Genomic DNA, 25582 nt, shown 5'->3' with positions numbered 1-25582 from the left:
GGGTTCGGTCGCTGAGTGGCTCGGCGGTTCGCCCGTAATGTCCCCTGACGTCTGAGGTGGGCCGTCGCGTGACGCCACGGCTGCACCGGGTTCACGGGCCCGGGGTGGTGCGGGTCTCCTCCGTTCTGGTCTTCGTCGGGACGGGTCGGACCGTCAGGTGACGGCGGGAAGTTCACAGAGTGAGGGTTTTCAGCACGGCCACCGATCGGGTGACGTTGGAGACGGTGATGGCGCCGCAGGGCCCGAAGCGCGTGCGCGTCAACGCCGAGTACGACGTGGACGACGACGAAGAGCCACTGCGCATCGTGCAGTTCGTCGACTGTCTGTTGTGGCGGAACGCGGGCCGCGGGGCCAACTGCCTGACGCCTGCCCGGATCCGGCGTGGCGGGGACGGCACGGCGAGCGCGACGCTCTGTTCGCGGGCTTGCTCGTTTACACCGGGATGCGGCTGGGCGAGGGGGCGAGTCTGCTCACGACCGAGCTGCCGCCGGTGGCGGGAAGCCAGGTGCGGGGTGATGTCCATCTGTCGTCGGCGGTGGCCCAAAGCGGCACAAGGCCCGGACGGTCTGCGCGAACCTGCGGACGCTGCGCTCGTACGTCCTGCTCATCCCCTACCACCGGCCCGGCGACCCCCGCGTGGCCGACCTGGTGACCGCCCGGATCGCCGACCGTGCAGCGAGCGGTACGCCGATCAGGGCCGTCCTGCTGGAACGGCTGGGCCCCGTCGTCTGGGGCCCCGACGCCGCCGGCGTGCTCGCCGTCCTCGAAGAACTCGAGGAGACGGCACGTCTCTGGCTCGCGACCGACCGTCGCCCCGAGCCGCTCCCCGCCCACGCCCTCGACGAACTGAGGTCCGTGTTCGGCGCCGCGTGATGATCAGCACCACACCTCTGGGGTGACAGTCGCCCCCTCCAGGGGGTGACGAATGCCCCGATCCGCCAGAGAATCACCTGAGGTGCACGAAGGATCCCCTATGTCCATCCCCGTCCTCGTCACGGCGGCCGAGAGCCACGACATCGCCCGCGAGAACGCCGTCTTCCGTAAGGTCGTGCGACGTATCGTCCCCTTCCTGATCCTCTGCTACATCTTCTCCTACCTGGACCGGGTCAACGTCGGCTTCGCGAAGCTGCAGATGTCCGCCGACCTCGGCTTCAGCGAGGCGGCGTACGGCCTCGGTGCCGGACTGTTCTTCATCGGCTACTTCCTCTTCGAGGTCCCCCTGGAACCTGTTACTGCAGCGCATCGGCGCCAGCACCTGGATCGCCCGGATCATGATCACCTGGGGCATCGTCTCCGCGGCGTTCATGTTCGTCAACAACGAGACATCGGCGCCGCCGCGGTGCTCACCACCAGGAAGCAGCTCGTCAACCGCTGAACCCGCTGACCGGATCCGGGTCCGGAGCCCCCGCTTCGGGCCCGGACCCCGCCCGAACACAGGAGCACAGCATGCCGAGGTTCGCCGCGAACCTGTCCATGATGTACACCGAGCACGACTTCCTCGACCGCTTCGCCGCGGCCTCGGCGGACGGCTTCCAGGCCGTCGAGTACCTCTTCCCCTACGACCACGACGCCACCGAACTGCGCCGCCGGCTCGAGGAGCACGGCCTGACGCAGGTGCTCTTCAACGCACCTCCCGGGTCCTGGGAGTCCGGGGAGCGCGGAACTGCCGCACTGCCCGGACGCGAGGCGGAGACGCACTCGGGGATCGACCGGGCGCTGGAGTACGCCGCGGCGCTGGGCTGCCCCCGGGTGCACGTGATGGCCGGGCTGGTGCGGCCGGAGGCGACAGCGGAGGAGCGGGCCAAGCACCGCGACACCTATCTGGCCAACCTCGCCTGGGCCGCGGAACGGGCCGCCGCGGCGGGCATCGACATCCTGATCGAGCCGATCAACGGCCGCGACATGCCCGGCTACTTCCTGCGCCGGCAGGCCGAGGCCCACGCGGTGGTGCAGGAAGTGGGCGCCGCGAACCTGAAGGTGCAGCTCGACCTGTATCACTGCCAGATCGTCGAGGGCGACCTCACCGCGACCCTGCGCCGCGACCTGCCGACCGGCCGGGTCGGCCATCTGCAGATCGCCGGCGTGCCCGACCGCCATGAGCCCGACCACGGCGAACTCAACGTTCGCCACCTGTTCGGCGTCGTCGACGACCTGGGCTTCGACGGGTGGATCGGCTGCGAGTACCGCCCCCGCGCCGGCACGAGCGAAGGCCTCGGCTGGCTGGACGACTACCGACGCTGACGACTACCGACGCTGACGACTACTGAGGCACTGGAGGGACAGCACATGAGGATCGTCATCACGGGTGGCTTCGGCTTCCTGGGACGGCAGGTCACCGAAACGCTGCTGAGGACGCGGACGTTCCGCGGTGCACCGATCGACCGGCTGGTGCTCGCCGACCGGTTCGTGCCGTCCGACTCGCCGACGGCGGCCGACCCGCTCGTGGACGTCGTCCAGGGCGACCTGGCCGACCGCCTCGACGAGCTGTTCGCGGAGCCGGTGGACGCGCTGATCCACCTCGCCGCCGCGGTCTCGGCCGAGTGCGAGGCCGACTTCGACCTCGGCATGCGCGCCAACGTGGACACCACCCGCGCCCTCCTCGAAGCCGCCCGGGCCCAGTCGGCCGGCGGTGGACCGACACCGCGGCTGGTGTTCTCCAGCAGCGTCGCGGTCTACGGTTCCGACCCGGCGCTGCCGCTGCCGCCGGTGGTCAGCGAATCGACCCTGCCCACGCCCCGCTCCAGCTACGGAACCCAGAAGCTCGTCTGCGAGCAGCTGATCGCGGACTACACCCGCCGCGGCTTCGTCGACGGACGCGTCGTCCGCCTCATGACCGTGTCGGTACGACCGGGCAAGCCGAACGCGGCCGCCTCGAGCTTCCTGTCCGGCATCATCCGCGAGCCGCTCGCGGGCCTCCCGGCTACCTGCCCGGTCAGGCCCGAGCTGAAGGTGGCCCTGGCCTCGCCGCGGCGCACGGTCGAAGGAATCCTCCGCGTCGCGGAGGCCGACCGTGGCACCAGCCGGGGCCGCCTCGACGGCGCGCTGCCGGTCAACCTTCCGGCGCTCACCGTGTCGGTCGCCGAGATGCTGGCCACGCTGCGGCGAGTGGCCGGCGACGCCGCCGCCGACCTGGTGACGCTCGCGCCGGACGTGAACGTCGAGGCCATCGTCGGCTCGTGGCCCGCTGTCTTCGACAACGCGCGCGCCGCCGCGCTCGGTCTGGAACCCGATCCGGGCTTCGAGTCGGTGGTACGGGACTACCTCGCCGACCACGCCGACGCGCTCGCGCCCGGCACACTCGTCCCAGCCGCGCGGCCGAATCCATGCCGATAGACTGAAGATCATGTTTTCCAAGGTGAGTGGTCCCGTCCGGCTCACGGACCGGGTCGCCGCACTGCTCTGGGAAGAGATCGAATCCGGGCGACTGGCCGAGGGCGACAAGCTGCCGACCGAGGTGGAGCTGGTCAAGCAGCTGGGCGTCAGCCGCACGGTGGTGCGTGAGGCCGTGTCGCGGCTGCGCAACGCGGGCCTGGTCGAACCGCGCCAGGGCCTCGGCGTGTTCGTCATGCCCCGGCGCATCCGGCCGCTCGATCTCGAGGCCGATGCCGAGACCGCGGACACCAAGTCCAAGGTGCTGCAGATCGTGGAGGTACGCCGCGCCATGGAGGGGGAGGCGGCCTACCTCGCGGCCACCCGCGCCACGCCGGGCGACTGCGCCCGGATGCGTCAGGCTCTGGCCGCGATCGACGCGGCGGTCGTGGCCGGCGGTGACGGCGTGGACGAGGACCTCGCCTTCCACCGGTCCATCGCCGAGTCGACGGGGAACGCGGTGATGGTCTCGACGGTGCGGTACCTCGGCGAGGTGCTGCGCAGCGGCATCCGTGTCACCCGCGCAAACGAGGCCCGACGGGCCGACTTCATCGAAGCGGTCCGGCAGGAGCACCACGCCATCCTGGCCGCCATCGAAGCCCGCGACGCCAAGGCGGCACGCTCCGCCGCGCGCAGCCACATGAAGCACGCCGCCTCTCGTCTCCAGGACGCGGACCCGGTGTTCTGGACCGAGACCGAGGCCGTCGACGTGGACCTCGACACCACTCCCTGACGCGCGTCGTCGGAGCCGAGTGGGCCGGCGGCCTGCTGCGCACTGACCGAAAGGACGCTGCGGCAAGGCGGGCGGGCATGGCCGGCGGCGGGTCGGACGGAACCGGCGGGGCCGGCAACGCGGCCGCGCGGTGTCAGGCGGAGCCGGACTCCTGCAGTTCCGGTGACGACTGCAAGGGGGCGAGGACATGGGCGCGCAGGTCTTCGGCGGTCTGCGCCCTATGCGCGGCCATCGCACGGCGTGCCTTCTCCGGATCCCCGGATCCCCGGATCCCCGGATCCCCGGATCCCCGGATCCCAGGGCCTCCAGGATGAGGGCGTGGTGTGCGATGGCGTGTTCCGGGATCGCGGGGACCGCCGACGTCTCGCGGCGGCCCTCGATCAGCAGCTTTCCGAAGAGCTTGAAGAGCAGCGGGATGAAGGCGTTGTTGGTGGACCGCATCACCGTGTCGTGGAACGCGATCAGCGGACAGCAGCGAACCCTGTCCATCATTTCGGCTCGCTGGCCCACCCCGGCAGCAGAGCAGGATCAGGCACGGGGGTGGCCAGCATCGGCTCCGGAAGCGTCCACGTCACGCACCATGCCTTCCCCCGGGCAAGCTCGCCCGCCTCTTGGTGCTCCGACGAAGGACTCCACCAGGAACTGGCGGCGGTACGGGAGGCGTTGACGGCGGTGCGTTGAACTGTCGGGGTTCATCCCACCGCACACGGACCGGGCCGGGCTGTCAGCTCAACAGGCGATGACGTACCACACCGGGGTCCAGAACACGTCATTCCTGTTGGGAGCGTCGATGGAGAACATCCAGGCACCGTTCGCGTCGTAGAAGTGCGCCCTGGTACCCGGCGTCTGGTTGTTGTGGAGGGAGCCCCAGCCCACGAGGTTGGGCAGGGTGTACGTCGTGTTGCACGTGGTGTAGTCGAATCTGTTGCCGTTCCCGCCCTTCCCGCACACGTAGTAGTACGCGCAGTTCAGCGAGGCGGCGACCGAGCCGGACCCGGCCGCTTCGGGTACGACGGCGTTCTTCATCTGGGCCGCCGTCAGCGACGGCTGCCGGGCCTCCTCGGAGGTGAGGATGCCGGTGCCGCCGTTGGCGCTGTCGGTGTGGGCGGCGGCTGTACCGTTGAGACCGACCGTCGAGGTCGTGATCGCCGCTGCCGCGAACAGTGTCGCGGCCAACTTGCGTAGTGCCATGAGAAATCCCCTCCCTGTGCCCGTCAACTCGCGGTCCACATACAGCGGTTGGCGGTTCTCCACCTTCGAACACTGGGGCCGAACAAACAACCCTTGAACACGTGACGCAGCTGTCGGACGTGAACTGGAGGAACAGAGAGCAACGGGGGCGGCGACCCGGCTCAGCCTCCAGGAGACCCTGCGCGGCCGCGCGTTCGAGCCCGGCCTGGACGACACCATCGCCGATCTGGCCCGGTATCTGGGTCAAGCGGCCGCTCTTCTTGCGGCGGCGCCCGGCTCGGGCGAGGGCCTGGATGAGGTCCTGTCGGCTCATCATGGAGCGGCCTGCGATGTCGTGCTCGGTGGCCCGCTCATACACCCCCCCTTGCTCAGCTGCCGCAGTTCGCTCTTGCCGGTGCCGCGCTGGCTGCGGGCGGCGGCCGAGGCGCGGGCCGTCTTCGGCGGCGCCTTCCTGGCGGCGGTCTTCTTCGCCGCTTTCCGGGTCGTCTTCCGTGCCGTCCTGCGGGCCGGGGCCGGCTTCTTCTACTGCGGCTCACTCTCTGTCCTACTTCCGTCGCGAGCCTGGTCGATGCTGCCCTGCAGAACCGTCATCAGGTCGATGACGTTGGTGGCCGCCGACGCTTCCTCGGCCGACGCGATCTCCTCACCCTCGTCCTTCGCCTGCACCAGCTCCCGCTACCTTCTCCTGGTAGGTGTCGTGATACCGGCCGGGTGCCACGGCCCGCTGAGCGCGCCGACGAGCTGGAGCGCCATGTCCAGCTCCTTGCCCTTGCCCGCCCGGCCGGAGGGCAGTTCGGGCAGCTCCTGGCGCGGGTCGCGGAACTCGTCGGCCCAGTGGAGGGTCTGGAGTACCAGCACCTTGTCCTCTGCGCGCAGCGCGGTCAGGTACTGCTTGCCGCGCATCACGAACGTGGCGATGCCGACCGTGTTCGCTTCGGCCAGGGGGCGCGCAGCAGCTCATACACCTTGGTGTACTCCCTGCCGCGCGGGGCGATGTGGTAGGTGCGGTCGAAATAGACGGGCTCGATCTCGTCGAGGTCGACGAAGTCGATGGAAGGGCGGGATGGTCGGCGCGGCCGCTGCCGGGATCGGGGCGCGCTCACCGGTGTTGCGCGCCGGGCGGGCCGCCGCGCCCGGTGCTGCGGCAGTGCGGCGGTGACGTCAGGCGGGGGACGTCGGCGGGGGAGAGGTCGGGTCGGGCACGGTGCCAGCAGACTTTTCGGAGTTCGGCGGTCTGCGGATGTCGAGAACGTGCCCCCGGCTCCGTCCCAGGAGCATCAGCGGCCATCACCGGCCGCACGAGGCAGAAGGAGAAACCAGCATGGCGATTCAGCGGATGGACAACGTCGGCATCGTCGTCGACGACATGGATGCCGCCATCGCGTTCTTCGTGGAACTCGGTATGGAACTGGAGGGCAGGGCGCAGGTCGAGGGCCTCTTCGCTGACCAATGCACCGGACTCGATGGCGTCCGCTGTGACATCGCGATGGTCCGGACCCCGGACGGTCACAGCCGGCTCGAGCTGGCGAAGTACCGCAGCCCCGCGGTGATCAGCGCCGGGCCGCGCAACCGGCCGCACAACACTCTGGGCACGCACCGCATCATGTTCGCCGTCGACGACATCGAGGACACCGTTGCCCGACTGCGCCCTCACGGCGCCGAACTCGTCGGCGAGATCGCCCGGTTCGAGGACAGCTATCTGCTCTGCTACATCCGCGGCCCAGAGGGCATCATCGTCGGACTGGCCGAGCAACTGCGCTGAGAAGGAGCAACCGAACTGCGGCAGGAGAACACCGATCTGCGCCGCACCCTTCAGTTGTACGAGGAAGCCATCCGGCAGCTCGCACTCGAAAATGCCGCCCTGCGTCAAGGCGCCACTGTCCATCCGCTGCCCGACCGCGCCCGATCGGATGCAGCGGCCCGGGGTTGAGGTGCGTCCGTTCGGTGCTGCCCGTGCTGCTGCTCGGCTTCCCCCTGTCGGAGGGCGGCGATCTTGTCGTCGACGCGTTGCAGCCGCCGGGCGTGCCAGACCCGTAGCGAGCCGGACAGTCGGAATGGCGTGCTCGCGTGGACAAAACCGCATGAGCCTCACGAAGTGGGAGGGCGGTTCTCGCTGGTGCCGGATCGGGGTGTGGGCGTTGACGGCGCAGCTTGGTGCGGCTGGTCAGCGGGCTCTGCCTGGGGCTGGGTTGCTGCCAGGCTGGCCAGGAGCTTGAGTCGGTCTTCGGAGGTGGTGCCCGGTTCGGCGGTGTAGAGGGTCAGGTCGTGCATGGCCCGATGGGACAAGGGCAGGTCCAGGGACTGGTAGGTCAGCCCCAGATCGCCGACCGAGCTGACCGCTCTGGGCTCCGGCCGAGTGGGGCTGGTGCTGGCGGCGTGCGCCACCACGACCGGCGGTGTCCTGGCGGCGTACTTCTACATCGCGCCGCTGCTGACCGACCGGTCGCAGATCGCGTCCGGGATCGTGCCGCTGGTCCTGGTCGGTTTCGGCCTTGACGCCCCGGCCGGCTCGATCGTCGGAGGCCGTCTGGGCGACCGCCGCCCGCACACGGTGACCCTCACCGCCGCCACGGTCGCCACCCTTCTGCTGCTGGCAGTCGTGCTGTTCGCCGACTCCGCCCCCGCGACCATCGTCCTGGTCGCCCTGCTGGGGCTTCTTCGGCCTGGGCGCCAACCCAGTCCTCATGGCCCTGGCCGTCTGCTACGCCGGCAAAGCACCCACCCTGACCTCGGCCCTGACCGTCTCGACGTTCAACCTCGGCACCGCGAACGGCTCCTGGCTCGCCGGCCTCACCCTCGACACCGGCCTGGGAGCCATCGGCCCCGCCGTCGTCGGGACTGCCATCGCCGCCCTGACCTTGATCCCCACCATCGCCCTCGCCCTGCGACGGGACCACCGCGCCGGTTCACCCGGCCCCCTCGCCCGCGGAGCAGCCCCCGTTCATGCCGACCAGGCTTGAGCCGGCCCAGCCCTACCCCCTGACCAGTCGCTTTCCCTCGAACCCGCACCACCGCACTGGAGAGCATTCACGCGCGCGACCCTCATGTACGGCGCCGGCGACGTCCGCGTCGAGAACGTCCCCGACTCCATCATCAAGCTGCCCACCGACGCGCTGGTCCGCATCACCAGCTCCTGCATCTGCGGCAGCGACCTGTGGCCCTACGGCTCGATGAAGCCCGAGGACGGGCCGGCCCGGATGGGCCACGAGTTCATCGGCGTCGTTGAGGACACCGGCTCGGAGGTGACCACCGTCAAGCGCGGCGACCTGGTCGTCGCCCCGTTCGCCGTCTCCGACAACACCTGCCCGTTTCTGCCGCGAGGGTCTGCACACCTCCTGCGCCCACCCGCAGGCGAACTTCTGGGGCGGCGAGCCGGAGGAGGGCGGCCAGGCCGAAGCGGTCCGCGTCCCGCTCGCCGACGGCACCCTCGTCAAGCTCCCCGTCGCCCCGGACTCCGCCTTCATCCCGTCCCTGCTGACGCTCACGGACGTCCTCGGCACCGATTACCACGCCGCCGTCGCGGGCGGCGTGAACGAGCGCACCCGCGTCACCGTGATCGGTGACGGCGCCGTCGGCCTGATGGCCGTGCTCTCGGCCAAGCGCCTGGGCGCCGAACAGATCATCCTCATGGGCCGCCACCATGCGCGTACCGACCTCGGCCGCGAGTTCGGCGCCACCGACGTCGTCTCCGCCCGAGGCGAGGAAGGCATCGAGCAGGCACGGGAACTCACCGGCGGCGACGGCACGCACGTGGTCCTCGAATGCGTCGGCAACACGCCCGCCTACGAACAGTCCCTCGGCATCGTGCGCCACGGCGGCGTCATCAGCCGCGTCGGCGTCCCCCAGTGCGAGGACGACCCCGTCGGCTTCGGCAGCCTCTTCGGCCACAACATCCGCCTCGCTGGAGGCCCCGCCCCCGTACGTGCCTACATCGAGGAACTGATGCCCGACATCCTCAACGGCACGATCGAGCCCGGGAAGGTCTTCGACGCCACCACCGCTCTCGATGGAGTCCCGGTCGGCTACCAGGACATGGCCGACCGCAACACCCTCAAGGTCCTCATCAACCCCTGAACCCTGCCCGCCGGCACAGCACCACAACGAAGAAGGACGACATGTCTCGCACCGGCAACTACATCTTCGACTGTGCGACATCCGGCGAGTTCCCCAAAGCTCCGCTGAGCGCTTGCCCCTGTGGCCAGGGGGTTCTTCCTTCGGCGGCGGCTCGACTGCCTGCTGACGTAACTTCGGGATTCGGAGAACGCGCCGTCGTGGATGCGCAGCGCCACCTGGTCGCGGTGGAGATTGGATTCGCGCCGCCGCGAACCCCCGGATTGCACGGGTTCATTGGACGCATCGCTCGCCTGTCGTCAAACGATCGTTTGACGACAGGCGAGCAGGGTTCGATCCTCGGTCGCAGGGTTGAACTCTGGTGAGGGTGTCCAGCCTGCCCGTTTCCCGCCACCCGTTCGGCCCTACGCCCTCGCGGCCGCCAGAGGCCGGCGACGGCGCCCGCTCTTCGCCGCGAGGCAGTGCTGTCCGTGAGCGTGAACAACGGCGGCCATGGCCAGGCCCCGGCTCTGCCAGTCGTTGCGGACCATGTACGGGATCTTGAGACCACGAACAGCCCATGGCAGGCTCATGCCGCATGATCGATGAATTCGCGAAGGACAACCTGCACGGGAGACTGCGGCGGGACCGCGAGGCGCTGCTCTGGAAACTCGACGGCTTGTCCGAATACGACGCCCGCCGACCTTTGACAGCGACCGGGACCAACCTCCTCGGCCTGGTCAAACACGTGGCCAGCGTCGAGGCCAGGTACTTCGGCGAGGTCTTCGACCGCCCTTCCCCGGAACCGCTGCCCCGGTGGCAGGACTCCGACGGCAGCGATCTGTGGGCGACCGAGGACGAGACCCGCGATCAGATCATCGGGTTCTACCGGCGCACGTGGGAACACTCGGACGCGACGATCAACGAGCTTCCCCTCGACGCCCCCGGCCACGTGCCGTGGTGGCCAGAGCCTTATGCCGACACGAACCTGTTCGCCGTCATGGTCCATGTCCTCGGCGAGTCCATCCGGCATGCCGGGCACGCCGATATCCTGCGCGAGGGCCTCGACGGCCGGACCGGGTTGCGCGCCGAACACGAGAAGCAGATCGACGAGGAAGCCCGTGCAGCCTACTGCGCGAAGATCGAGCTGGCCGCCAGGACGGCCGCACCAATCAAGGCTTAGTTGGACATACCAGGCAGCCTGACATCGGCTCCCCAACTGGCGCTTGCGATGTCCGAGCACCCCGGCCACCTGATGTGCCCGCGTCACCCGATGTGAGCGTTCAGTCCACGCTTTCGTCGTCCTCGTCGAGCTCGGGCGCGTCCGGGTCGCGCAGCGGGCGCAGGGCGCCGGCCGCCGGGGCCGAGGCGGTGAAGTTGTACCGGCCGAGCAGGTTCAGGTTGCGGTGCTTGAGCGGGGAGAGCCGGGTGATGTCCTCCTCGCGGATCTCGTGGCCCTCGGCCTGGAGCTGGGCGACGGCGGCGTCGATGTAACGGGTCGTCCAGAGCACGGTGGCGTTGAGGACCAGGCCGAGCGAGCCGAGCTGGTCCTCCATGCCGTCCCGGTACGCCTGGTGGATGGCGCCGCGCTTGCCGTGGCACACCTCCCGGGCCAGCTTGTGGCGGGATTCCTGGACGGTGAGCTGCCGGTTCATCTGCCTCCGGTAGGTGCCGTCGACCGGGTCGACCATGCGCAGCAGGTGCTCGGTCTTGGCGATCCGCCCGTACTCCGCGAACGCCGCACCCAGCGGAGTCGGGCGCCCCTCTCGTCCGAACATGCGCAGCAGGGTTAGGCACGGACCTGGTTGGTGACCAGGGAACCGGCGACCTTCAGCATGTCCGGCCAGTGCGTGATCACCTTGCTCAGGTTCACGCGGTTGCGCGCCAGGTCCTCCACCGCGCCGTACGTGCCTGTCTCGACGCCGGGCATCGTGGCCCGCCAGAACCGCTGGTCGTCCAGGTCGCGGAACCGCGGGCTGAAGTTGTAGCCGAGGATCTTGAACAGGCCGAACACCATGTCGGAGTACGAGGCGTTGTCGGTCGCCACCATCTCCGGCTTGACCCCGCCGTCCAGGTTCAGCAGCGCCTCCAGGATGTGCAGGGAGTCGCGCGGGGTGCCGGGGACGACCATCTGCCCGATGCCCGCGACCTGGTCGTTTACTGCGTTGAGCCAGGTGATGCCCCGCTTGAGCCCGAAGTACTTCGGCGACGGCGCCGCGCTGACGGTCCGGACGGGGACGACGAACCGCAGTCCGTCGACCGAGGCGAGCAGGCCCTCGCCCCAGAACTTCACGATGGGCACCTCGGCCTGGGCGGCCATCAGCCGCGCGTTCGCTGCGGCGACCGTGTCGGCCCGCAGGTAGGACTGGTCGACGTGCACGAGCCGGGCCCGGGTCAGCGCCTCATGGGCGGGGTTCACCACCGGGGCCAGGCCGATGTTGCACGCCTCGGACACCAGCAGCGCGACCACCGAGGTGGACAGGTCCTTCATCCACGGCGACGCGCCACCCGCACCGAGCACACCGGCACGGTGCGCCCCAACCACGCATCCGCCCGGCACGGCGGGGGCGTCTTCGAATCACCGGTGCGCCAGGCATCCCTGACCTGCCCGGCGCACCGGTTCGACCGCGGCGCCCCGCGCCCTCCCCAGCCCCGCACGCGGGGCGCCGCAGAGACCGCCGGTCCCGCACCCATATCGCCGTCGTAGCGCCCGCATCGCTCGCCCGCGCGATCTGCGCGGTCAGACAAGGGACTTGCTCACCGGAACGGGAACAGAGGGACAACGGACACCCCATCAACTGCATCCGCCCGCGGAACAGCCCCGAGCATGCCCGTTGGTCATGTCATTGCACCGGGAAACTCCAAGATCCCCGACTGTGAGGATGTGGGAGGCACCGCTCGAGGGTCTGACCCGATCCCCGATCGACGCTCAGAGTCAAGCTCAGGCACTCTGCAGCGCGTTCGTCGTCCGACAGATGCCTGCCCCTCAGCCGCAAGACGATCCGCCGGCGGCTGTGACCAGAGCATGGAAGACGCCGACCAGTTCGATGAACTCGATCGACCGCTGGATGTGGCGCAGGGTCGGGGCGACGGGCGAGTCGCGGTGGAAGGCCTCGCGTGCCTCCTCGTCCTTCTGCTGCTGGGCCTCGTTGACCAGGAACTGGGGTGGTGTCGTCGGACATGGCCCGCCGCACGACCCTCGACCGACGCGGCATGCTCATGTTGATCGCGGCGGCCACGCTGTTTCCCGGTCGGGGGACCTGGGCGAGGGGAGGACGCGCAGTCCTCCCCTCGTGAGGAGCTGCGCCCGGGCCCGCATCAGCCGTTGCCAGGAACCTGCCCCGTCACGACACGCGGCCGGGGCGGCGCGTCGACCTCGCCGGTGCGCCGCAGTTTCTGCCAGGGAAGGCGGGCGCCGGTGACCGCTGTGGCACAGGAGTGCAGCAGGACAAGATACATCAGCTGTCGGTAGACGATCTGCTGCAGGGGCAGCAGGAACAGACAGCGGTATCGCTCGCCGTCGAGCTTGAACGCGTACAGTGCGCACAGCAACTGCACGAGCAGGACCGATGCCCAGGCCGCCAGCGACCTCACGGGGTCGAAGAAGAAGATCCCGTAGAGCATGAACAGGTCGATCAGCGGGGCGAAGAGAGGCATGAGGATCTGGAAGAGGACCACCAGCGGCATGCCGACCCGGCCGAAGCGTCCTGACGATCCGCGGTCGACGACCGAGCGGCGGTGTTTCCAGAGGGCCTGCATGGTGCCGTAGGACCAGCGATAGCGCTGGCGCCACAACTGGCCTACGCTGTTTGGGACTTCCGTCCAGGCACGGGCATGTTCGGCATAGACGATTCGCCAGCCCGCGCGATGCAGGGCGATGGTGATGTCGGTGTCCTCGGCGAGGGTGTCTTCGCTCATGCCGCCCGCGTCGACCAGCGCCGTGCGACGGAAGGCCCCGATGGCGCCGGGGATGGTGGGCATGCAGCGCAACAGGTCGTACATCCGGCGGTCCAGGTTGAAGCCCATGACGTACTCGATGTGTTGCCAGGCGCAGATCACCGAATTCCGGTTGCCGACCTTGGCGTTCCCCGCCACCGCGCCCACACGGGTGTCGGCGAACGGGCGGACCAGCTCGCCGACGGTGCCGGGCTCGAAAACCGTGTCGCCATCCATCATGACGATCAGGTCGTGCCGGGCGTTCGCCACACCGCGGTTGAGGGCCGCGGGCTTGCCGGCGTTGCGCTGCCGGATCACGCGTACGGAGGGCAGCTTCATGGCCTCGGCGATGTCGGCGGTGCCGTCCGTGGAGCCGTCGTCCACGACGATGATCTCGATGGGGTGGCGGCTCGCGGCCAGCGAAGTGATCGTATGGGCGATGCACTCCTTCTCGTTGTACGCCGGGACGATCACACTCACGGGCTCCGTGACCGGCGGCCCCCAGGTCCAGGACCGCCTGTTGCGTGAGCGGTGGTGCCACGCCGCAAGGACGGGCATCGTGATGAACCGGGCGATGACCGCCGCGCCCACGGCAAGCAGCAGGACGTTCAACGCCGGCATCACCGCGCCGGTCAGCGACACCGCGGCGACCATGGCCCTGCCTTCCCACAGACGCACCGTCCCGGCCTTGTGCACAGCGCTGGGGGCTGAGAGAGCCCCGGTGACGGTGGTGAACACGTAACCCCTACGCTTCATCTCCTTGATGTACATGCCGAGGGCGCGGACAGTCTGTGCGCGGTCGCCCCCCGCGTCGTGGAAGAGTACGGACGCGCCCGCGCCGGCCTTCGGCATGGCGTTGCGCACGATTTTCGCGGCCGCGAGCTGCCGCCAGTCCTCGCTGTCCTTGTCGATGAACGTGCTGATGTACCCCTTGCGTCCGAGATACCGGGTGACCGCCCAGTCGCGGTCGTCGAGCACCGTGACGTAGGAGGTGTACGGGGCCCGGAAGAGCGAGCTGGTGACCCCGGCTGCGCCGGCCAGCACCAGCTGTGTCCGCGCGAGTTCGCGGTCGATACGCCCGGTGCTGTGGGATCCCAGGTCGGGGTGCGAGAACGTGTGCACGCCGATCTCGTTGCCGGACTCCAGAATCCGGCGGATCAGTTGGGGATGCCGGGCTGCCATCCGGCCGACCACGAAGAACGTTCCAGACACGTCGTGCTTCCGCAGGACCTCCAACACCTTCGGGGTCCACTCCGGATCCGGTCCGTCGTCGAAGGTCAGTGCGATGGTATTGCGGGGGATGCGGTGGCTGGTCACCTTGCCGTCGGCAGCGAAGGTGAGGACCGGGCCTCCGGTGAGCACTTCTTCGGGGACCGTCCGCTGGTAGGAGCCCCTCCTCGCTGTGGCGGCCCTGAGACGCGCCGCATCGAAGGCTCGGCTCCTGGGGGGCGTGCCCACGGAGACCGCTCCCCTGGGGACGGCCCTGTGAAAGACGGGGAACGTACTCCCGGGGACCGCCCCACGGGAGTCGCTGGTTCCCCGGCCGGGCGGGTCGGCCCCGATCTCCGCGCGCAGATAGCCGTTGAGCAGCATGGCGCAGGCCAGCGCGAGCAGCGCGGCCAGAGCCAGCACCGCGCGGGGGTGCGCGATGCCTTTGACGACGGGAAGGCAGCCGGCCACGGCCTTCAGCAGCCTCCGGGATGCGCCGAGCGCCCGGCGCGGCCGTCGGCTCGTCATCGCGGCTCGGGCCTCAGCATGCCTGCCCCGTCCCAGGAGGTCCGGGCGGTCCTGGCGGTCGGGGACGGGGGCTGGGCGCTGGACGTGGCACGGCTGCCCACAGCACCTGTGGTATCCGCGTCGCCGGCGGTGCCGGGGACGAGCGTCCGTGGAGCGAACGGGGTGCCGCCCGAGAGCCCTACGCAGAAAATTGCCGCGTAGCCGACCAGCGCCGTCCCGGCGACCACGGCGCAGCACCCGATCAGGCGGGCACGGCGGCCGGTGGGGTCCACGAACACAGGTCTGCCGCAGGGCTGTTCGGGCTGTGGTTGTTGCCTGCCTTGTTGGCATGGTTCCCGCTGGAGGCTCAGCGTGGGCGCGCACTCGGCCGTGCCGAGCTGGAGATCCATGACGCAGAGGCTAGACGAGAACATTACTAATCGTGACACAGTGGTGCTTATCAGCGTGTCATCAGGGTCGACACACTCGGCAGCGTGAGACTTCTCCTCGAGGACAGCCAACTGACAGGCCAGGCCGTCCCGTTCCTTCCCAACCTCCCGACCGGAACAGAGGAGCGACCTGTGAGGGGTTTCTTCCGCTGCCGCGGACACGCCGGCTCCCTTGCACCGGGACATATCTCCATCGGGCTGTTCGCTGTGCCTGCCGTGCTGGTGTTCGTGGTCCTGGCCGGGCTGTCGGCGCTCGCGCTGCCCTCGGTACTCAAGACCGAGCACCGAACAGATCAGGTCCCGCCCGCCTCCGGCGCGGGCCCCCGGTTCGCTCCGTACGTCAATGCCTGGGCGACCGCCCCCACGCCGCCAGGCGTCAAGGACCTGATCCTCTCCTTCATCGTGGCCGACGACGGCCGTTGCAAGCCGGAATGGGACGCAGACGTTCCCGTGGCCGAGCCCAGGGTGAGGGACCGTATCGCCGCCACCCGCCGGGCGGGTGGCGACGTTCGGGTCTCCTTCGGCGGTGCCGACGGAACGGAACTGGCGACGGCATGCACCCGAGTGCCCCAACTCATCGCCGCCTACGGCTCAGTGATCGACCATTACGACCTGACCGAGGTCGATTTCGACATCGAGGACGAGGCGCTCTCCGATCCCCGTGCCCGTGCCCGCCGCGCCGAGGCGATCGCCGAACTTCAGCGCACCCACGAGGGCCTTGACGTCTCCTTCACGCTGCCAGTCCTGCCGACCGGGCTCACGGACGACGGCATGGCCCTGCTGACCGAGGCCAGAGAAAGCGGCGTCCGGGTGTCGACCGTGAACATCATGACGATGAACTACGGTGAGGCGCTGCGCGGCGACATGGGCGGGTACGCGATGCAGGCGGCCACGAACGCCCAGGCTCAGGTGCGCACAGTGCTGCGCCTTACGGACGCGGCCGCATGGAGGGCTCTGGCCGTGACACCTATGGTGGGTGTCAACGACGTCGCCGGTGAGGTCTTCACCTTGGAGGACGCGGCCCAACTCGCCGATTTCGCCGCAGACAAGCGCATCGGTGGGCTGTCCATGTGGTCCGCCGAGCGCGACCGTCCGTGCCTCGGCGAATCGAAACGCGAGCCTGACCACGCCTGCAGCGGTGTCCAGCAGCGGCCCGGTGCGTACACGGCGGCGCTTCGACGTGCCACCGAGGCATCGGCCTGATCCACGTGACACGGCGCCGACCAGCGCGAGCATCCCGATCGCGACGCACGCCAGCCCCCCGACCTGCAGATTCAGGTTGTGCATCGCCCAATGGTCAGCCTCATCCGGCCCTCCCCGCGATCGCTGCCGCCATCCTGTCCCCAACCAGTCGCAGCTGTCGCCTCGTTGGGCAGGTACGCCCAGCACGTCCGCCCTCAGGACACGCCCCCGAGGGGCCGCTACGGTTACACCTCCTGATCTCGGCTGTCCTCGTGGACATCGAGGGCGTACTTGAGCTGGCTGCGGGCGTCGGGACGATGCGGTGCCGCGACCCCGTCCCAGAAGGCGTGCGTGAGTATCACCCCGGTGACGTCGCGTGCCTTCTCCCGCAGCGCGGCGACCTGCTGCTGTTCCTGCTGGGACCAGCCCGGCGAGTCAGGGTACGCGCGGGACGTTGCGAACCAGTAGCCCTCGGACGCCCCCGGGCCTCCATCGGCTCCACCGAGTAGGGCAGCCGCCCCTACAAGGCGGTGAGGTCGGCGCGGACCTGGTTGAGGTCCGCTGCGCGATGAGGAGATCGTCGGGTTCTCTGGGGTTTTGGTGGCAGTGGTGTGACATGGCATCTCTTGTCGTCGCGCTCGAGCGAAACAGACGGCTGACAGCCCGGGGCCGACAGTTGGAGAAGCGTCTCTCCGAGACCCTTGGTGAAACCGCCGGGAAAGAATCCGGCCTTGGCGCGTCCGCCGACATCGACGAGCTTCAACGTCGCATCACGTTGCTCGAACAACACCTCGCCGACATAAAGGGCCAGCTCGATGAGCGGACCGAGGAACTCGATGCCGCGCGGGCGGCCAACCGGGAACTGACCCGGGCACTGAACCGGGCCCGCTGAGAAGGCGTGGAATCCTCGGAGGACAGGGGCCAGGGCCGCGGTGGCTACCAGGCGGTCTTGGCGGTGCTGTAGGAGGTGCGGCAGGTGGCGTCGGAGGCCGTAGCGGAAAGCTTGGTCATGGCCTCGGTCCACACCTTCTTGACCACCTTTTCCAGGCCCCGGGCCGCCGCCGGGGTGTTCGGAGAGAACTTCCTGACCGTTCCCACAGTGGCGACGGTGAACTTGTTGCACACCGGCAGGGGAGCGTTGCGGTAGCGGTTGTCGAGCTCACCCGTCACGGCGGTGCTGTTGGCGGTGGCCCAACTGTTCCACGCCGCACAGGCAGGCCGGGTGAGTTCGGCCCGCTCGGTCTCGGTCAGACTGCCCAGAGCGGCGACAGCGGCGTTCCAGAACTCGTCCGGGATGGCGTAGCGGGTGGTGGCGAACTGATCCCCGGTCTTGAAGATCGCCTTCTGGCAGGCGAACGGCAGCGAAGCCGCTTGCGTAAGGGCGGCCAGGAGCGGAGGGGACTTCACACTCTGAGCGGCCGGGGTCTCCTCCTGAGGGATGACAGTCACCGCCACCGCCAGGACACCGGCGGCCCCGGCCACGGCCAGAGCGGAGCGCTTGAGTATGCGGGAGGTGTTCATGAGCGCAGGTCTCCTGTACTTGAGGGCTGAGCGGCCAGCCCGGTGCAGACCAGGAGCGGGAACTGGAAACGGAGCATCAGCCACCGCGCCAGTCCCGGCCCTACTCAGCGCTGACGGTCGGCTGCTGATGTGGCCAGTTCGGCGAGGCGCAGGGCGTCCGGCAGGCCGGTGAGTGCAACGTGTGCTTGTTCGGCGCGGGAGGATGCCATCTGGGCCGCCTTGGTGAGGGCGCCGGTGCGTGTCAGCACGGCGAGGATGTCTCGGTGTGCGGTGACGGGGTCGGTGTCGCCGTGGAATACGGTGGTCAGGCGGTCGCGGTCGGCTTTGTCGGCCACTTCGTAGGCGAGCAGGACGGGCAGGGTGGGCTGCAGGTTGGCGACGTCGCTGATGGCTGTCTTGCCGGTGATCTGGTCCTCGGCGGTGTAGGGGAGCAGGTCGTCACGGATCTGGAAGGCCATGCCGAGCTGTTCTCCGTACCTGCGTAGGGCTCGGTCCTGCTCCAGGGTTGCTCCGGCCAGGATGGCGCCGGCCTGGCAGGCGGCGCCGGTCAGAGCGGCGGTCTTGGCTTGCATGACGTTCAGGACGGCGGGTACCCCGCAGGTCAGGTCGCCGCGGATTCCGGTTTCGCGCATGATGCCCTGGCACATGTGACGCAGGGCATCGACGGTGACCCGTGCTGCGTGCAGTACGCGCTCGGCGGGGCCGCCGCTGAGCATGGCCGCAATTCCGGCCATCGACAGTCCGTCACCTGCTACCAGGGCCTCGGCGAGGCCGTACTGCTCGGCGGTGGAGGCCCGCCCGCGGCGTACCGGGTCCTGGTCGATGATGTCGTCGTGGATGAGGCTGGCGACGTGCAGGCATTCGATGCCGGCCGCGAACGCCAGCACCTGGTTCATGTCACCGCCGACGGCTTTGGCGGACTCCATACACAGGATGGGGCGAAGGAGCTTGCCCGGGGGGAACAAAGCGTCCAGGCAGGCTACCTCCAGCAGGCTGTCGCCGCTGCCCACCCAGCGCAGCAGCTCAGCCTCCAGGAGCGGAATGTGTGTGCCCCCGACTGGGGTCACGGCGATGGGCATGACACGTCCTTTCAATGGTCAGCAGGGGATGACGTCGCGCATCAGGGGGCGCCACGCATTGAGGAAGTCACCCATGGGTGGTTGGACCGGCCGGTGGAGCACGTCCTGGCCTGCGGCCAGCACGCCGGCCAGGAGCAGCCTGCAATGCTCGCCGAATGCCTGGGCGAAGGTGCCGACGGGGGTGTGTTCCAGTTCAGCGGCCAGGGCGGGCAACCGGTCCCTGACGCGCGCGGCTTCGAACGCGATGAGGTCAGCCATGGCCGGTGTCCACCGTTTGGCCTTGACGTCCGCGGGGTGCACCCCGAGCTGGTCGAGATCCTCAAGAGGGAGGTAGAGGCGGCCGTCGTCGAGGTCCTCCGACAGGTCGCACAGCACGTCGGACAACTGGCAAAGTTCGGCGAACTCACGCACCAGCGACTGCGCTTCCGTGAGTTCGGTGCCAGCCATGGCCCACATGACCCCGTAGGCCGGGCTGCCGGTCATCTGCGTGGCCCACTGGCGCAGTTCCGCGTAGGTGGCGAAGTCGCGGAAGTCGACGTCGCGCTGCATCGCGGTCGCCTGCGTTGCCGAACCAGCGTGCGAGGCAATCGCACAGCGGCACGCGAGAGTTGGACTCCGATAGCACGGACGCGACAGGCTGGGGCAAAAGGGCCTCCAGATGCCCGAAGCGGGTTCGTTCCCCCGAGTTGCCAGCAGGCCCTGTTTCCGTGCGCAGCCCCCCACGAAGATCACCCGCGCGGGTTCTGGGTTGGGACATATGTTCGCGTGCCGCCCGACAAGATCGGAATGACAACAGCCTCTACTGACCTCGGTGGCGTGATGTCATGGATGTCGGCCCGTCGTTCCCAGCGCGCCCGGAGACGTCGGAAGCAGTGCAGCCAGGCGAACGTGCGCTCTACCACCCCGCGGTAGACACCCGGTCCGCTGCCGTGGGGCGTGCCGCGGCGGGCGATGACGGGCAGGATCCGGCGGGAACGGACCTGGTCGCGGTAGATGTCGTGGTCGTAGCCGTGGTCGGCGAACAGCGAGTCGGGCGTGCAGCGGGGACGTCCGACCCGTCCGCGGACCGGCGGGATCGCGCCGAGGAGCGGCAGCAGCTGGGTGATGTCGCCCGCGGTTGCCGCCGGTGAGGATGACCGCGAGCGGCGCGCCGTTCCCGTCGATGATCAGATCGTGTTTCGAGCCGGCCCGGCCCCGGTCGACCGGCGACGGGCCTGTGTGGCTCCCCCTTTTGGCGCCTTGACGTGGGAGGAGTCGACCACGCAGCCCGACCAGTCGAGCTTCGCCGCCGCCTTCAGCTCGGCGAGCAGGACCTCGTGCAGCCGCTGCCAGACACCGGCCTCGTTCCAGTCCCGCAGCCTGCGCCAGCAGGTCATGACCGAGCCGAAGCCGAGCTCCTGGGGCAGGTACTCCCACTGGATGCCGGTGTGCAGCACGTACAGGATCCCGCACAGCACCTTCCGGTCCGGCAGCGGTTTGCGGCTCGGGTAGCGCAAGCGCCGCCCACGCCGCGGCAGCAGCGACTCAAGGCGGTCCCACAGCTCATCCGACACGATCCACGGCGCTGTCCCCACACCCGGCCGAACGGTCAACTCCCGCCCCGGACACGGTCATCGGCGCCGATCCACCTCTTTGTGTCAGCCGCTGTTAGCCACACGGAATTCGTGGCTGCTATGAACCTGTCTACGGCTGCCGCGCCCACCGCGCGGCAGCCGGATTTCCCGTCACCGTTTCCGCGACGGCTGGGAGGCTCGTGTGAGCACCCATGTTCCCCGGTCCAGCCGCCGTCCCTGCGTCCCTGCGTCCCTAGGTCCCTGCGTCCCGGCGCCCGCCGCGGCCGCGCCCTGCTATCCGGTCGAATGGGCGAAGGTCGGCCGCCGCTCGGTCCGCCGACGCGCCACCGGCATGACCGCCACCGAGGCCGCGGCCGCCCTCGACGAAGCCCGGCTGCAGCGGCACCTCGAACGCGGCCGCGAGGACCTGGCCGACGACGAACGCAGCCCCGCCGAAGTCGGCGAGTGGGAGCGCATCGCGTAGCTGCTCGCCACCACCGGCGGTGTCTACGACCCGGACGCCGACGCCGTCGTCCAGCACGGGCTCGCCACCGAAGCCAAAGCCGCGGCCGCCGAAGCCGGGGACCGGGATCTCCAGACAGAGATGGAGCGGCAGGAACAGCTGCACGCAGGCGGGCTGCCCGAGCGCGCCCACTTGGGCTGCCAGGCGGGCGCCGGCCCGTCCGGCGAGCGTGAGCCCGATGCGCTCCAGGATGTGGTTGAGCCGAGTGGTGAAGCGCGCGTACGGCGCGGTCAACTGAGCGAACGGCTCGACGAACATGCGGCGCAGGCAGTTGGCCGCGCCGCAGATGAAACGCCGGACCGTCAACCGGATCACGACGCTCTGCTCACCGAGCGGGAGATCCATCAACCTGCGAGTCGTGCACCCGGTCCGAAAAGCGACCGCAGTCCGGACACGCCGCCCCGGCCGCCCGGCCTCTCGCCACCACATCGACCGTGATGCCGTGAACGTCGAGGTCCGCGACGGGCAGGTCGCCAACCGGCCGGTCTACATCGCCCTGGCGGTCACCGCGGACGGGCAGCGCGACATCCTCGGACTGTGGATCGGCGACGGCGGCGAGGGTGCGAAGTACTGGCAGCAGGTCCTCACCGAGATTAAGAACCGCGGCACCCGTGATGTGCTGATGCTCGTCTGCGACGGCCTGTCCGGGCTGCCGGACGCGGTGAACAATGTGTGGCCCCGCACTGTGGTCCAGACCTGCGTGGTTCACCTCCTGCGGAACTCGTTCTCCTACGCGGGCCGGCAGGACTGGGCGAAGATCGCCGCCGACCTCAAGCCCGTCTACACCGCGCCGACCGAGGACGCGGCCACGACACAGTTCTTGCAGTTCAGCGAGAAATGGGGGACGAAGTACCCCGGCATCGTGCGCCTGTGGGAGAACGCCTGGGCCGAGTTCGTCCCCTTCCTCCAGTTCGACGTCGAGATCCGCAAGATCATCTGCACGACCAGCGCGATCGAGAGCGTCAACGCCCGGATCCGCAAGGCCGTCGGAGCCCGCGGGCACTTCCCCACCGACGCGGCAGCTCTCAAGTGCGTCTACCGCGCCGTCATAAGCCTGGACCCCTCCGGCAAGGGCCGCCAACGCTGGGGCCGCCGCTGGAAGCCCGCCCTGAACGCCTTCGACATCGCCTTCGACGGCCGCCTCACCGCAGCCCGCGACTGACCACCACCAAACCGAGTTCCACAGAAGCCTTTACAGACCCGCGTACGCGGTCTCACGCGAGCCCGTGTGAACGGTCGCGATATTCCCCTGGGAGACGTTCACGAGCTTTCCCACGGGGATTGCGGACGCGGCTCCATCGGGACCAGACCCCTGCCGGAGCCGCGCCGCACTTCCCGGCCGCTCGGTCAGTTGTCCGCAGTGGCTTGGGTCTCCAGCGTCTGCTTGATGACGCGTGCTCCCTGGTCGACCATCTCAGCGATAGGGCCCGCGAGGTCGTCCGGTGCCACATCGCTGATCCAGACGAACCGACTGTGGTCCTCGCCGCCCGCGAAGACCTGCATCGACGCGTGGTGGTGCTTGGGGGCCAGTGACCCGCCGATCACCGCATAAGCGACCCGACGGGTTTCGTCGTCGATGTCAACGAGAAGCTCGTGCACCACGACGCCGTTGGCGAAGGTCACGACTCTGGTATCCGCCTCGAGACGCGTGTCCGTGACGAAGCCGGGTGCCAGGCGCCGGTGTATCCCGCTGACGTCGCGGAGTGCCGCCCAGACGTTGTCGGGGGCGCTCGCGATCAGGAATTCTTTATGGATGTGAGCCAGGGTGGTCTCTCCTGTTTTCCGGGTGGTCAGTCGCCGGTGGTGAGGCAGAACGGGTGCCCCTCGGGATCGGTGAGCACCACCCACTTGCCCTCGCCGGTCTGGAACTCGGGCTTTGCTGCCCCGAGGGCGAGCAGTTCCTTGGCGGTGCTCTCCAAGTCGGTGACGGTGAAGTCGAGGTGCGCGTGCTTGCGGGCGTCAGGCCAGCCCGGCGCCTGGTAGCCCTCGATGCGCACGAAGGCGATTTGCATTCGACCGCCGTTGCCCAGGGAGGCGAAGTCCTGGTCGCTGTAGGTGATTTCCCAGCCGGTGGCCTTCCTGTAGAACTCGGCGAGCATGGCCGGATCTGCGCAGTCGATGACGACCGCGGTGAACTCCGCGAGAGCGGGCATGCCAATGACCCCTTCGTATGGGTGCTGGTGATGTGTGACGTGCCCCGCCCGTGCCGACGCCGCAGCGCGGGTGCACTGGGCCGGGCGGCCGGGCCGGGGCACGTCGACCAGCCTGCTCGTGGCAGTAGGTCCCCGTCTTGAACATCCTTGCGAGGGTGATTGTCAGACCCTCGGCGTAGCGTGCAAAGGTGCTCTCAACCACCACTCTCGCTACCCGACTCGATTTCAGCATCACGGCTGTGACATGCCAGGACGACCATGCGCGCTGGTCGGAGGCCGAAGTACGTGAGGACTACCGGTTGGTGCTCGTGTGCCGTGGCCGGTTCCGCAGGCGCGTAGCCGGAGCCGCCGCCGACATCGACTCGACAATGGCCTACGTCGGCGTGCCGGGTGAGGAAGAGCACTTCGCCCATCCCGCCGGAGGCGACGACTGCACATCCATTAGCCTGACGCCGGCGCTCTGGCACGTCATGGCCGGCGACGTCGCGCGCCTGGCCACCCAGAACGTGTACGTCGATGCCCGCCTCGACCTCACCCATCGCCGGCTCCTGGCGACCGCGCGGACCGGAGACGTCGACTACACGCTGACCGAAGAATTGCTCGGCCTGCTCGCCACCACCGTCCGCCAAGTCGTCTCAGGGCCCACACCACTCAGCGCACAAGCCCAGGGAAACCAAGCGGCTCTCGTTGCGGCGGCACGCCAGGCGATCACCGAAGGCCACCCGGCCTCGAACGGACTGCTCCCGCTCGCAGAAGTGCTGGGCGTCTCGCCCTACCGCCTGAGCCGATCCTTCAGCCGCGAACTGGGGGTGTCCGTGACCCAATATCGCAACCGCGTCCGCATCGGCCGCGCCCTCGACCGCCTGGAGGAGGGCGAGAACAGCCTCGGCGCCCTCGCCGCAGACCTCGGCTTCGCCGACCAGGCGCACATGAGCAGGACCATACGCCAGTACCTGGGCCGTACACCGACGGCACTGCGACGCCTGCTCGCCCCTCGGACACCTTGACGCTCTCCGTTGCTTCGTCTTCGCCTGGGGAATTATCGGGACTCTTGCAGAAAGCCCCGGTGTTCACGCCGGGGATGAATGCATCTCAAGACTGCTCTGACGTGCACGTTGGAGCGGACGTTTTTGCTGCTCGATGTAGTGGCGGACGATCGCCAACGGTGCTCCGCCGCACGATGCGCACGACCGACGGCACGCAGCTCCATCTGTGGGACTGCCACGGCGGCTCCAACCAGAAGTGGACCACTCTGACCGCCGGATGACCCTCGCTCCCGGGACCTGAGCCTTTCCGGGCTCCGGTTCCGGGAGCAAATCGGTGCCGGGCGTCGCTGGACATCCACCGCTCGCGCGGCTGCTCCTCAGTCACTCACGCCGCTTTCGGCGGAGCCGTGCTCTCCCGGACGGTCAGAGTGGTGGCGATCTCCAACCCCACCTGCGGCACCTGCTCACCCCGGCCGAGCGCCAGGGTCAGCTCGGTGGCAGCTGCCGCCATCTCGGCCAACGGCTGATGGACCGTGGTCAGGGGCCGGGTCCATCCAGGCCACGGCCGGTACGTCGTCGAAGCCCTCCACGCTGAGATCGTGCGGGATGCGCAATCCGAGCTCGCGCGCGGCCTGGTAGACACCGAGCGCCTGCATGTCGTTCGCGGTGAACACCGCGGTGGGACGATCGGAGCGGGACAGCAGCTCCCGCGCGGCGGTGTATCCGTGCTCGCGGGTGAGCTGGGTCTTTACCACCGGGCCGGGTTCCAACGGCAGGCCGGCTTCCGCGAGAGCCGACGAGTGACCGAACAGCCGGGCGAGGCAGAAGGGGTGATCCGGGCCGCTGATCATGGCAATGCGCCGGTGCCCCAGGCCGAGCAGCCCCGAGCGGGTCGACTTCCGGCTGGTACGCGGCCCCGTCCCGGCCGTCACCGAGTCCTTCGAGCTCGGCGAGCAGGGGTCGAGGACCCGGCTGGAATACACCGGTGAACTCTCTACGGACCTGTGGCGCCTCGGCCAGTGGTGGGGTGGCCTGGTAGCCCCCCGCTGGGAGGCAACGGTCGCCGGATCGCTCGCCGCGGTGAAGGAAGAGGCGGAACGCAGGGCCCGGCGATGACCGGTGCGATGGCCGGTACGAGTCA

At 69.1% G+C, this 25582-nt stretch carries 29 protein-coding genes and 3 pseudogenes; 15 read left to right on the top strand and 17 right to left on the bottom strand.

What is annotated here, in order from left to right:
• Positions 1–576 precede the first annotated feature (576 nt).
• The 5 genes from CES90_RS44235 to CES90_RS44215 all read left to right on the top strand — a co-directional run bounded on the left by CES90_RS44235 (position 577) and on the right by CES90_RS44215 (position 4102).
• Entirely contained in the window at positions 577–873 is a 297-nt protein-coding gene (locus CES90_RS44235) for a class II aldolase/adducin family protein (protein WP_332836441.1), read from the top strand.
• Positions 874–973: 100 nt separating this feature from the next.
• Positions 974–1375 carry a hypothetical protein gene (locus CES90_RS44230; protein ID WP_229914508.1) on the top strand — a complete coding sequence of 134 codons (402 nt, stop codon included), beginning with the start codon at positions 974–976 and terminating at the stop codon, positions 1373–1375.
• A 71-nt stretch (positions 1376–1446) separates the two neighbouring features.
• The gene (gene otnI, locus CES90_RS44225) at positions 1447–2241 is read left to right on the top strand and encodes a 2-oxo-tetronate isomerase (protein WP_189788455.1); all 795 of its coding nucleotides are present in this window, start codon (positions 1447–1449) and stop codon (positions 2239–2241) included.
• Positions 2242–2286: 45 nt separating this feature from the next.
• Positions 2287–3333, top strand: coding sequence for a D-erythronate dehydrogenase (denD, locus tag CES90_RS44220; protein ID WP_189788456.1), 1047 nt, complete (start codon positions 2287–2289; stop codon positions 3331–3333).
• A 10-nt stretch (positions 3334–3343) separates the two neighbouring features.
• Positions 3344–4102 (top strand): FadR/GntR family transcriptional regulator, encoded by a 759-nt coding sequence (locus CES90_RS44215; protein ID WP_189788457.1) that lies wholly within the window; start codon positions 3344–3346, stop codon positions 4100–4102.
• Positions 4103–4831: 729 nt separating this feature from the next.
• Here the strand turns inward: CES90_RS44215 and CES90_RS44210 are convergent.
• The 4 genes from CES90_RS44210 to CES90_RS50750 form a co-directional block, all read right to left on the bottom strand.
• Positions 4832–5293 (bottom strand): hypothetical protein, encoded by a 462-nt coding sequence (locus tag CES90_RS44210; RefSeq protein ID WP_189788458.1) that lies wholly within the window; start codon positions 5291–5293, stop codon positions 4832–4834.
• A 522-nt stretch (positions 5294–5815) separates the two neighbouring features.
• Entirely contained in the window at positions 5816–5959 is a 144-nt protein-coding gene (locus CES90_RS50760) for a hypothetical protein (protein WP_229914509.1), read from the bottom strand.
• Positions 5960–5968: 9 nt separating this feature from the next.
• Positions 5969–6196, bottom strand: coding sequence for a Ku family protein (locus CES90_RS50755; RefSeq protein WP_229914510.1), 228 nt, complete (start codon positions 6194–6196; stop codon positions 5969–5971).
• Positions 6196–6396 (bottom strand): hypothetical protein, encoded by a 201-nt coding sequence (locus tag CES90_RS50750; RefSeq protein ID WP_229914511.1) that lies wholly within the window; start codon positions 6394–6396, stop codon positions 6196–6198. The genes CES90_RS50755 and CES90_RS50750 overlap by 1 nt, the downstream gene beginning before the upstream one ends.
• A 218-nt stretch (positions 6397–6614) precedes the next feature.
• Here CES90_RS50750 and CES90_RS44200 point away from each other — a divergent pair, with 218 nt between their 5' ends.
• The 5 genes from CES90_RS44200 (at position 6615) to CES90_RS44185 (ending at position 10526) form a co-directional block, all read left to right on the top strand.
• Positions 6615–7055 carry a VOC family protein gene (locus CES90_RS44200; RefSeq protein WP_189788459.1) on the top strand — a complete coding sequence of 147 codons (441 nt, stop codon included), beginning with the start codon at positions 6615–6617 and terminating at the stop codon, positions 7053–7055.
• A 922-nt stretch (positions 7056–7977) separates the two neighbouring features.
• The gene (locus tag CES90_RS44195) at positions 7978–8253 is read left to right on the top strand and encodes a hypothetical protein (RefSeq protein ID WP_189788460.1); all 276 of its coding nucleotides are present in this window, start codon (positions 7978–7980) and stop codon (positions 8251–8253) included.
• An 84-nt stretch (positions 8254–8337) separates the two neighbouring features.
• Entirely contained in the window at positions 8338–8856 is a 519-nt protein-coding gene (locus tag CES90_RS52270; RefSeq protein WP_373313633.1) for an alcohol dehydrogenase catalytic domain-containing protein, read from the top strand.
• A complete protein-coding gene (locus tag CES90_RS52265) occupies positions 8822–9367 on the top strand; it encodes a zinc-binding dehydrogenase (protein ID WP_373313634.1) in 546 nt (181 codons plus the stop codon). Before CES90_RS52270 ends, CES90_RS52265 begins: the two co-directional genes overlap by 35 nt.
• Before the next feature lie 574 nt (positions 9368–9941).
• On the top strand, positions 9942–10526 hold the full coding sequence (locus tag CES90_RS44185) for a DinB family protein (protein ID WP_189788461.1): 585 nt from the start codon (positions 9942–9944) through the stop codon (positions 10524–10526).
• A gap of 100 nt (positions 10527–10626) precedes the next feature.
• Here the strand turns inward: CES90_RS44185 and CES90_RS44180 are convergent.
• The 4 genes and pseudogenes from CES90_RS44180 to CES90_RS44170 all read right to left on the bottom strand — a co-directional run.
• Positions 10627–11834 (bottom strand): annotated as a pseudogene (locus CES90_RS44180) (transposase); the annotation flags it as partial.
• A 495-nt stretch (positions 11835–12329) separates the two neighbouring features.
• Positions 12330–12500, bottom strand: a complete 171-nt coding sequence (locus CES90_RS52260; protein WP_373313635.1) for a DUF6192 family protein — start codon at positions 12498–12500, stop codon at positions 12330–12332.
• Positions 12501–12661: 161 nt separating this feature from the next.
• The gene (locus CES90_RS44175; RefSeq protein WP_189788472.1) at positions 12662–14872 is read right to left on the bottom strand and encodes a bifunctional polysaccharide deacetylase/glycosyltransferase family 2 protein; all 2211 of its coding nucleotides are present in this window, start codon (positions 14870–14872) and stop codon (positions 12662–12664) included.
• 140 nt (positions 14873–15012) lie between these two features.
• Positions 15013–15405 carry a hypothetical protein gene (locus tag CES90_RS44170; RefSeq protein ID WP_189788462.1) on the bottom strand — a complete coding sequence of 131 codons (393 nt, stop codon included), beginning with the start codon at positions 15403–15405 and terminating at the stop codon, positions 15013–15015.
• 171 nt (positions 15406–15576) lie between these two features.
• Here CES90_RS44170 and CES90_RS44165 point away from each other — a divergent pair, with 171 nt between their 5' ends.
• Positions 15577–16647 (top strand): chitinase, encoded by a 1071-nt coding sequence (locus CES90_RS44165; protein ID WP_232791377.1) that lies wholly within the window; start codon positions 15577–15579, stop codon positions 16645–16647.
• A 595-nt stretch (positions 16648–17242) separates the two neighbouring features.
• On the top strand, positions 17243–17518 hold the full coding sequence (locus tag CES90_RS44160) for a hypothetical protein (RefSeq protein WP_189788463.1): 276 nt from the start codon (positions 17243–17245) through the stop codon (positions 17516–17518).
• 44 nt (positions 17519–17562) lie between these two features.
• On the opposite strand, the gene CES90_RS44155 is transcribed toward CES90_RS44160, so the two are convergent.
• The 5 genes and pseudogenes from CES90_RS44155 to CES90_RS50745 all read right to left on the bottom strand — a co-directional run bounded on the left by CES90_RS44155 (position 17563) and on the right by CES90_RS50745 (position 21647).
• The gene (locus CES90_RS44155; protein ID WP_189788464.1) at positions 17563–18147 is read right to left on the bottom strand and encodes a hypothetical protein; all 585 of its coding nucleotides are present in this window, start codon (positions 18145–18147) and stop codon (positions 17563–17565) included.
• A 104-nt stretch (positions 18148–18251) separates the two neighbouring features.
• Entirely contained in the window at positions 18252–19226 is a 975-nt protein-coding gene (locus CES90_RS44150) for a polyprenyl synthetase family protein (RefSeq protein WP_189788465.1), read from the bottom strand.
• 18 nt (positions 19227–19244) lie between these two features.
• Entirely contained in the window at positions 19245–19775 is a 531-nt protein-coding gene (locus CES90_RS44145; protein WP_189788466.1) for a squalene/phytoene synthase family protein, read from the bottom strand.
• A 179-nt stretch (positions 19776–19954) separates the two neighbouring features.
• A pseudogene (locus tag CES90_RS44140) lies at positions 19955–20800 on the bottom strand (IS5 family transposase).
• A gap of 232 nt (positions 20801–21032) precedes the next feature.
• Positions 21033–21647, bottom strand: coding sequence for a hypothetical protein (locus tag CES90_RS50745; RefSeq protein WP_229914514.1), 615 nt, complete (start codon positions 21645–21647; stop codon positions 21033–21035).
• Between the two features lie 91 nt (positions 21648–21738).
• Between CES90_RS50745 and CES90_RS44125 the strand changes: the two are divergent.
• Positions 21739–22464 (top strand): annotated as a pseudogene (locus CES90_RS44125) (IS256 family transposase); the annotation flags it as partial.
• A 185-nt stretch (positions 22465–22649) separates the two neighbouring features.
• On the opposite strand, the gene CES90_RS44120 reads toward CES90_RS44125, so the two are convergent.
• Both CES90_RS44120 and CES90_RS44115 read right to left on the bottom strand, forming a co-directional pair.
• Positions 22650–23150, bottom strand: coding sequence for an SRPBCC family protein (locus CES90_RS44120; protein WP_229914515.1), 501 nt, complete (start codon positions 23148–23150; stop codon positions 22650–22652).
• Positions 23093–23455 (bottom strand): VOC family protein, encoded by a 363-nt coding sequence (locus CES90_RS44115; protein ID WP_189788468.1) that lies wholly within the window; start codon positions 23453–23455, stop codon positions 23093–23095. Before CES90_RS44115 ends, CES90_RS44120 begins: the two co-directional genes overlap by 58 nt.
• 239 nt (positions 23456–23694) lie before the next feature.
• Here CES90_RS44115 and CES90_RS44110 point away from each other — a divergent pair, with 239 nt between their 5' ends.
• Positions 23695–24462: a helix-turn-helix transcriptional regulator gene (locus tag CES90_RS44110; RefSeq protein WP_229914516.1), complete on the top strand. Its 768-nt coding sequence runs from the start codon at positions 23695–23697 to the stop codon at positions 24460–24462.
• A gap of 364 nt (positions 24463–24826) precedes the next feature.
• Here CES90_RS44110 and CES90_RS51495 read toward each other — a convergent pair whose 3' ends face one another.
• Both CES90_RS51495 and CES90_RS44105 read right to left on the bottom strand, forming a co-directional pair.
• Positions 24827–24952 carry a hypothetical protein gene (locus CES90_RS51495; RefSeq protein ID WP_268257083.1) on the bottom strand — a complete coding sequence of 42 codons (126 nt, stop codon included), beginning with the start codon at positions 24950–24952 and terminating at the stop codon, positions 24827–24829.
• Positions 24906–25292, bottom strand: coding sequence for a substrate-binding domain-containing protein (locus tag CES90_RS44105; protein ID WP_268257082.1), 387 nt, complete (start codon positions 25290–25292; stop codon positions 24906–24908). Before CES90_RS44105 ends, CES90_RS51495 begins: the two co-directional genes overlap by 47 nt.
• A gap of 4 nt (positions 25293–25296) precedes the next feature.
• Between CES90_RS44105 and CES90_RS44100 the strand changes: the two genes are divergently transcribed.
• Entirely contained in the window at positions 25297–25557 is a 261-nt protein-coding gene (locus CES90_RS44100) for a hypothetical protein (RefSeq protein WP_229914482.1), read from the top strand.
• Positions 25558–25582 lie beyond the last annotated feature (25 nt).

Origin of the sequence: Streptomyces capitiformicae, from assembly GCF_002214185.1 — a bacterium.
Classification (GTDB): Bacteria; Actinomycetota; Actinomycetes; order Streptomycetales; family Streptomycetaceae; genus Streptomyces; species Streptomyces capitiformicae.
Note: the sequence above shows the minus strand (reverse complement) of the source record. Positions and strands in the feature narration are given on the sequence as shown.

Bases quoted from the DNA above. Each gene is read 5' to 3' on its own strand.
- CES90_RS44230 (WP_229914508.1), top strand. From the start codon at position 974: ATGTCCATCCCCGTCCTCGTCACGGCGGCCGAGAGCCACGACATCGCC.
- otnI (WP_189788455.1), top strand. From the start codon at position 1,447: ATGCCGAGGTTCGCCGCGAACCTGTCCATGATGTACACCGAGCACGAC.
- denD (WP_189788456.1), top strand. From the start codon at position 2,287: ATGAGGATCGTCATCACGGGTGGCTTCGGCTTCCTGGGACGGCAGGTC.
- CES90_RS44215 (WP_189788457.1), top strand. From the start codon at position 3,344: ATGTTTTCCAAGGTGAGTGGTCCCGTCCGGCTCACGGACCGGGTCGCC.
- CES90_RS44210 (WP_189788458.1), bottom strand. From the start codon at position 5,293: ATGGCACTACGCAAGTTGGCCGCGACACTGTTCGCGGCAGCGGCGATC.
- CES90_RS50755 (WP_229914510.1), bottom strand. From the start codon at position 6,196: ATGCGCGGCAAGCAGTACCTGACCGCGCTGCGCGCAGAGGACAAGGTG.
- CES90_RS44200 (WP_189788459.1), top strand. From the start codon at position 6,615: ATGGCGATTCAGCGGATGGACAACGTCGGCATCGTCGTCGACGACATG.
- CES90_RS44195 (WP_189788460.1), top strand. From the start codon at position 7,978: ATGGCCCTGGCCGTCTGCTACGCCGGCAAAGCACCCACCCTGACCTCG.
- CES90_RS52270 (WP_373313633.1), top strand. From the start codon at position 8,338: ATGTACGGCGCCGGCGACGTCCGCGTCGAGAACGTCCCCGACTCCATC.
- CES90_RS44185 (WP_189788461.1), top strand. From the start codon at position 9,942: ATGATCGATGAATTCGCGAAGGACAACCTGCACGGGAGACTGCGGCGG.
- CES90_RS44175 (WP_189788472.1), bottom strand. From the start codon at position 14,872: ATGCTGCTCAACGGCTATCTGCGCGCGGAGATCGGGGCCGACCCGCCC.
- CES90_RS44170 (WP_189788462.1), bottom strand. From the start codon at position 15,405: ATGGATCTCCAGCTCGGCACGGCCGAGTGCGCGCCCACGCTGAGCCTC.
- CES90_RS44160 (WP_189788463.1), top strand. From the start codon at position 17,243: ATGGCATCTCTTGTCGTCGCGCTCGAGCGAAACAGACGGCTGACAGCC.
- CES90_RS44155 (WP_189788464.1), bottom strand. From the start codon at position 18,147: ATGAACACCTCCCGCATACTCAAGCGCTCCGCTCTGGCCGTGGCCGGG.
- CES90_RS44150 (WP_189788465.1), bottom strand. From the start codon at position 19,226: ATGCCCATCGCCGTGACCCCAGTCGGGGGCACACACATTCCGCTCCTG.
- CES90_RS44145 (WP_189788466.1), bottom strand. From the start codon at position 19,775: ATGCAGCGCGACGTCGACTTCCGCGACTTCGCCACCTACGCGGAACTG.
- CES90_RS50745 (WP_229914514.1), bottom strand. From the start codon at position 21,647: ATGGATCTCCCGCTCGGTGAGCAGAGCGTCGTGATCCGGTTGACGGTC.
- CES90_RS44115 (WP_189788468.1), bottom strand. From the start codon at position 23,455: ATGCCCGCTCTCGCGGAGTTCACCGCGGTCGTCATCGACTGCGCAGAT.
- CES90_RS51495 (WP_268257083.1), bottom strand. From the start codon at position 24,952: ATGGCGGCAGCTGCCACCGAGCTGACCCTGGCGCTCGGCCGGGGTGAG.
- CES90_RS44105 (WP_268257082.1), bottom strand. From the start codon at position 25,292: ATGATCAGCGGCCCGGATCACCCCTTCTGCCTCGCCCGGCTGTTCGGT.
- CES90_RS44100 (WP_229914482.1), top strand. From the start codon at position 25,297: ATGCGCCGGTGCCCCAGGCCGAGCAGCCCCGAGCGGGTCGACTTCCGG.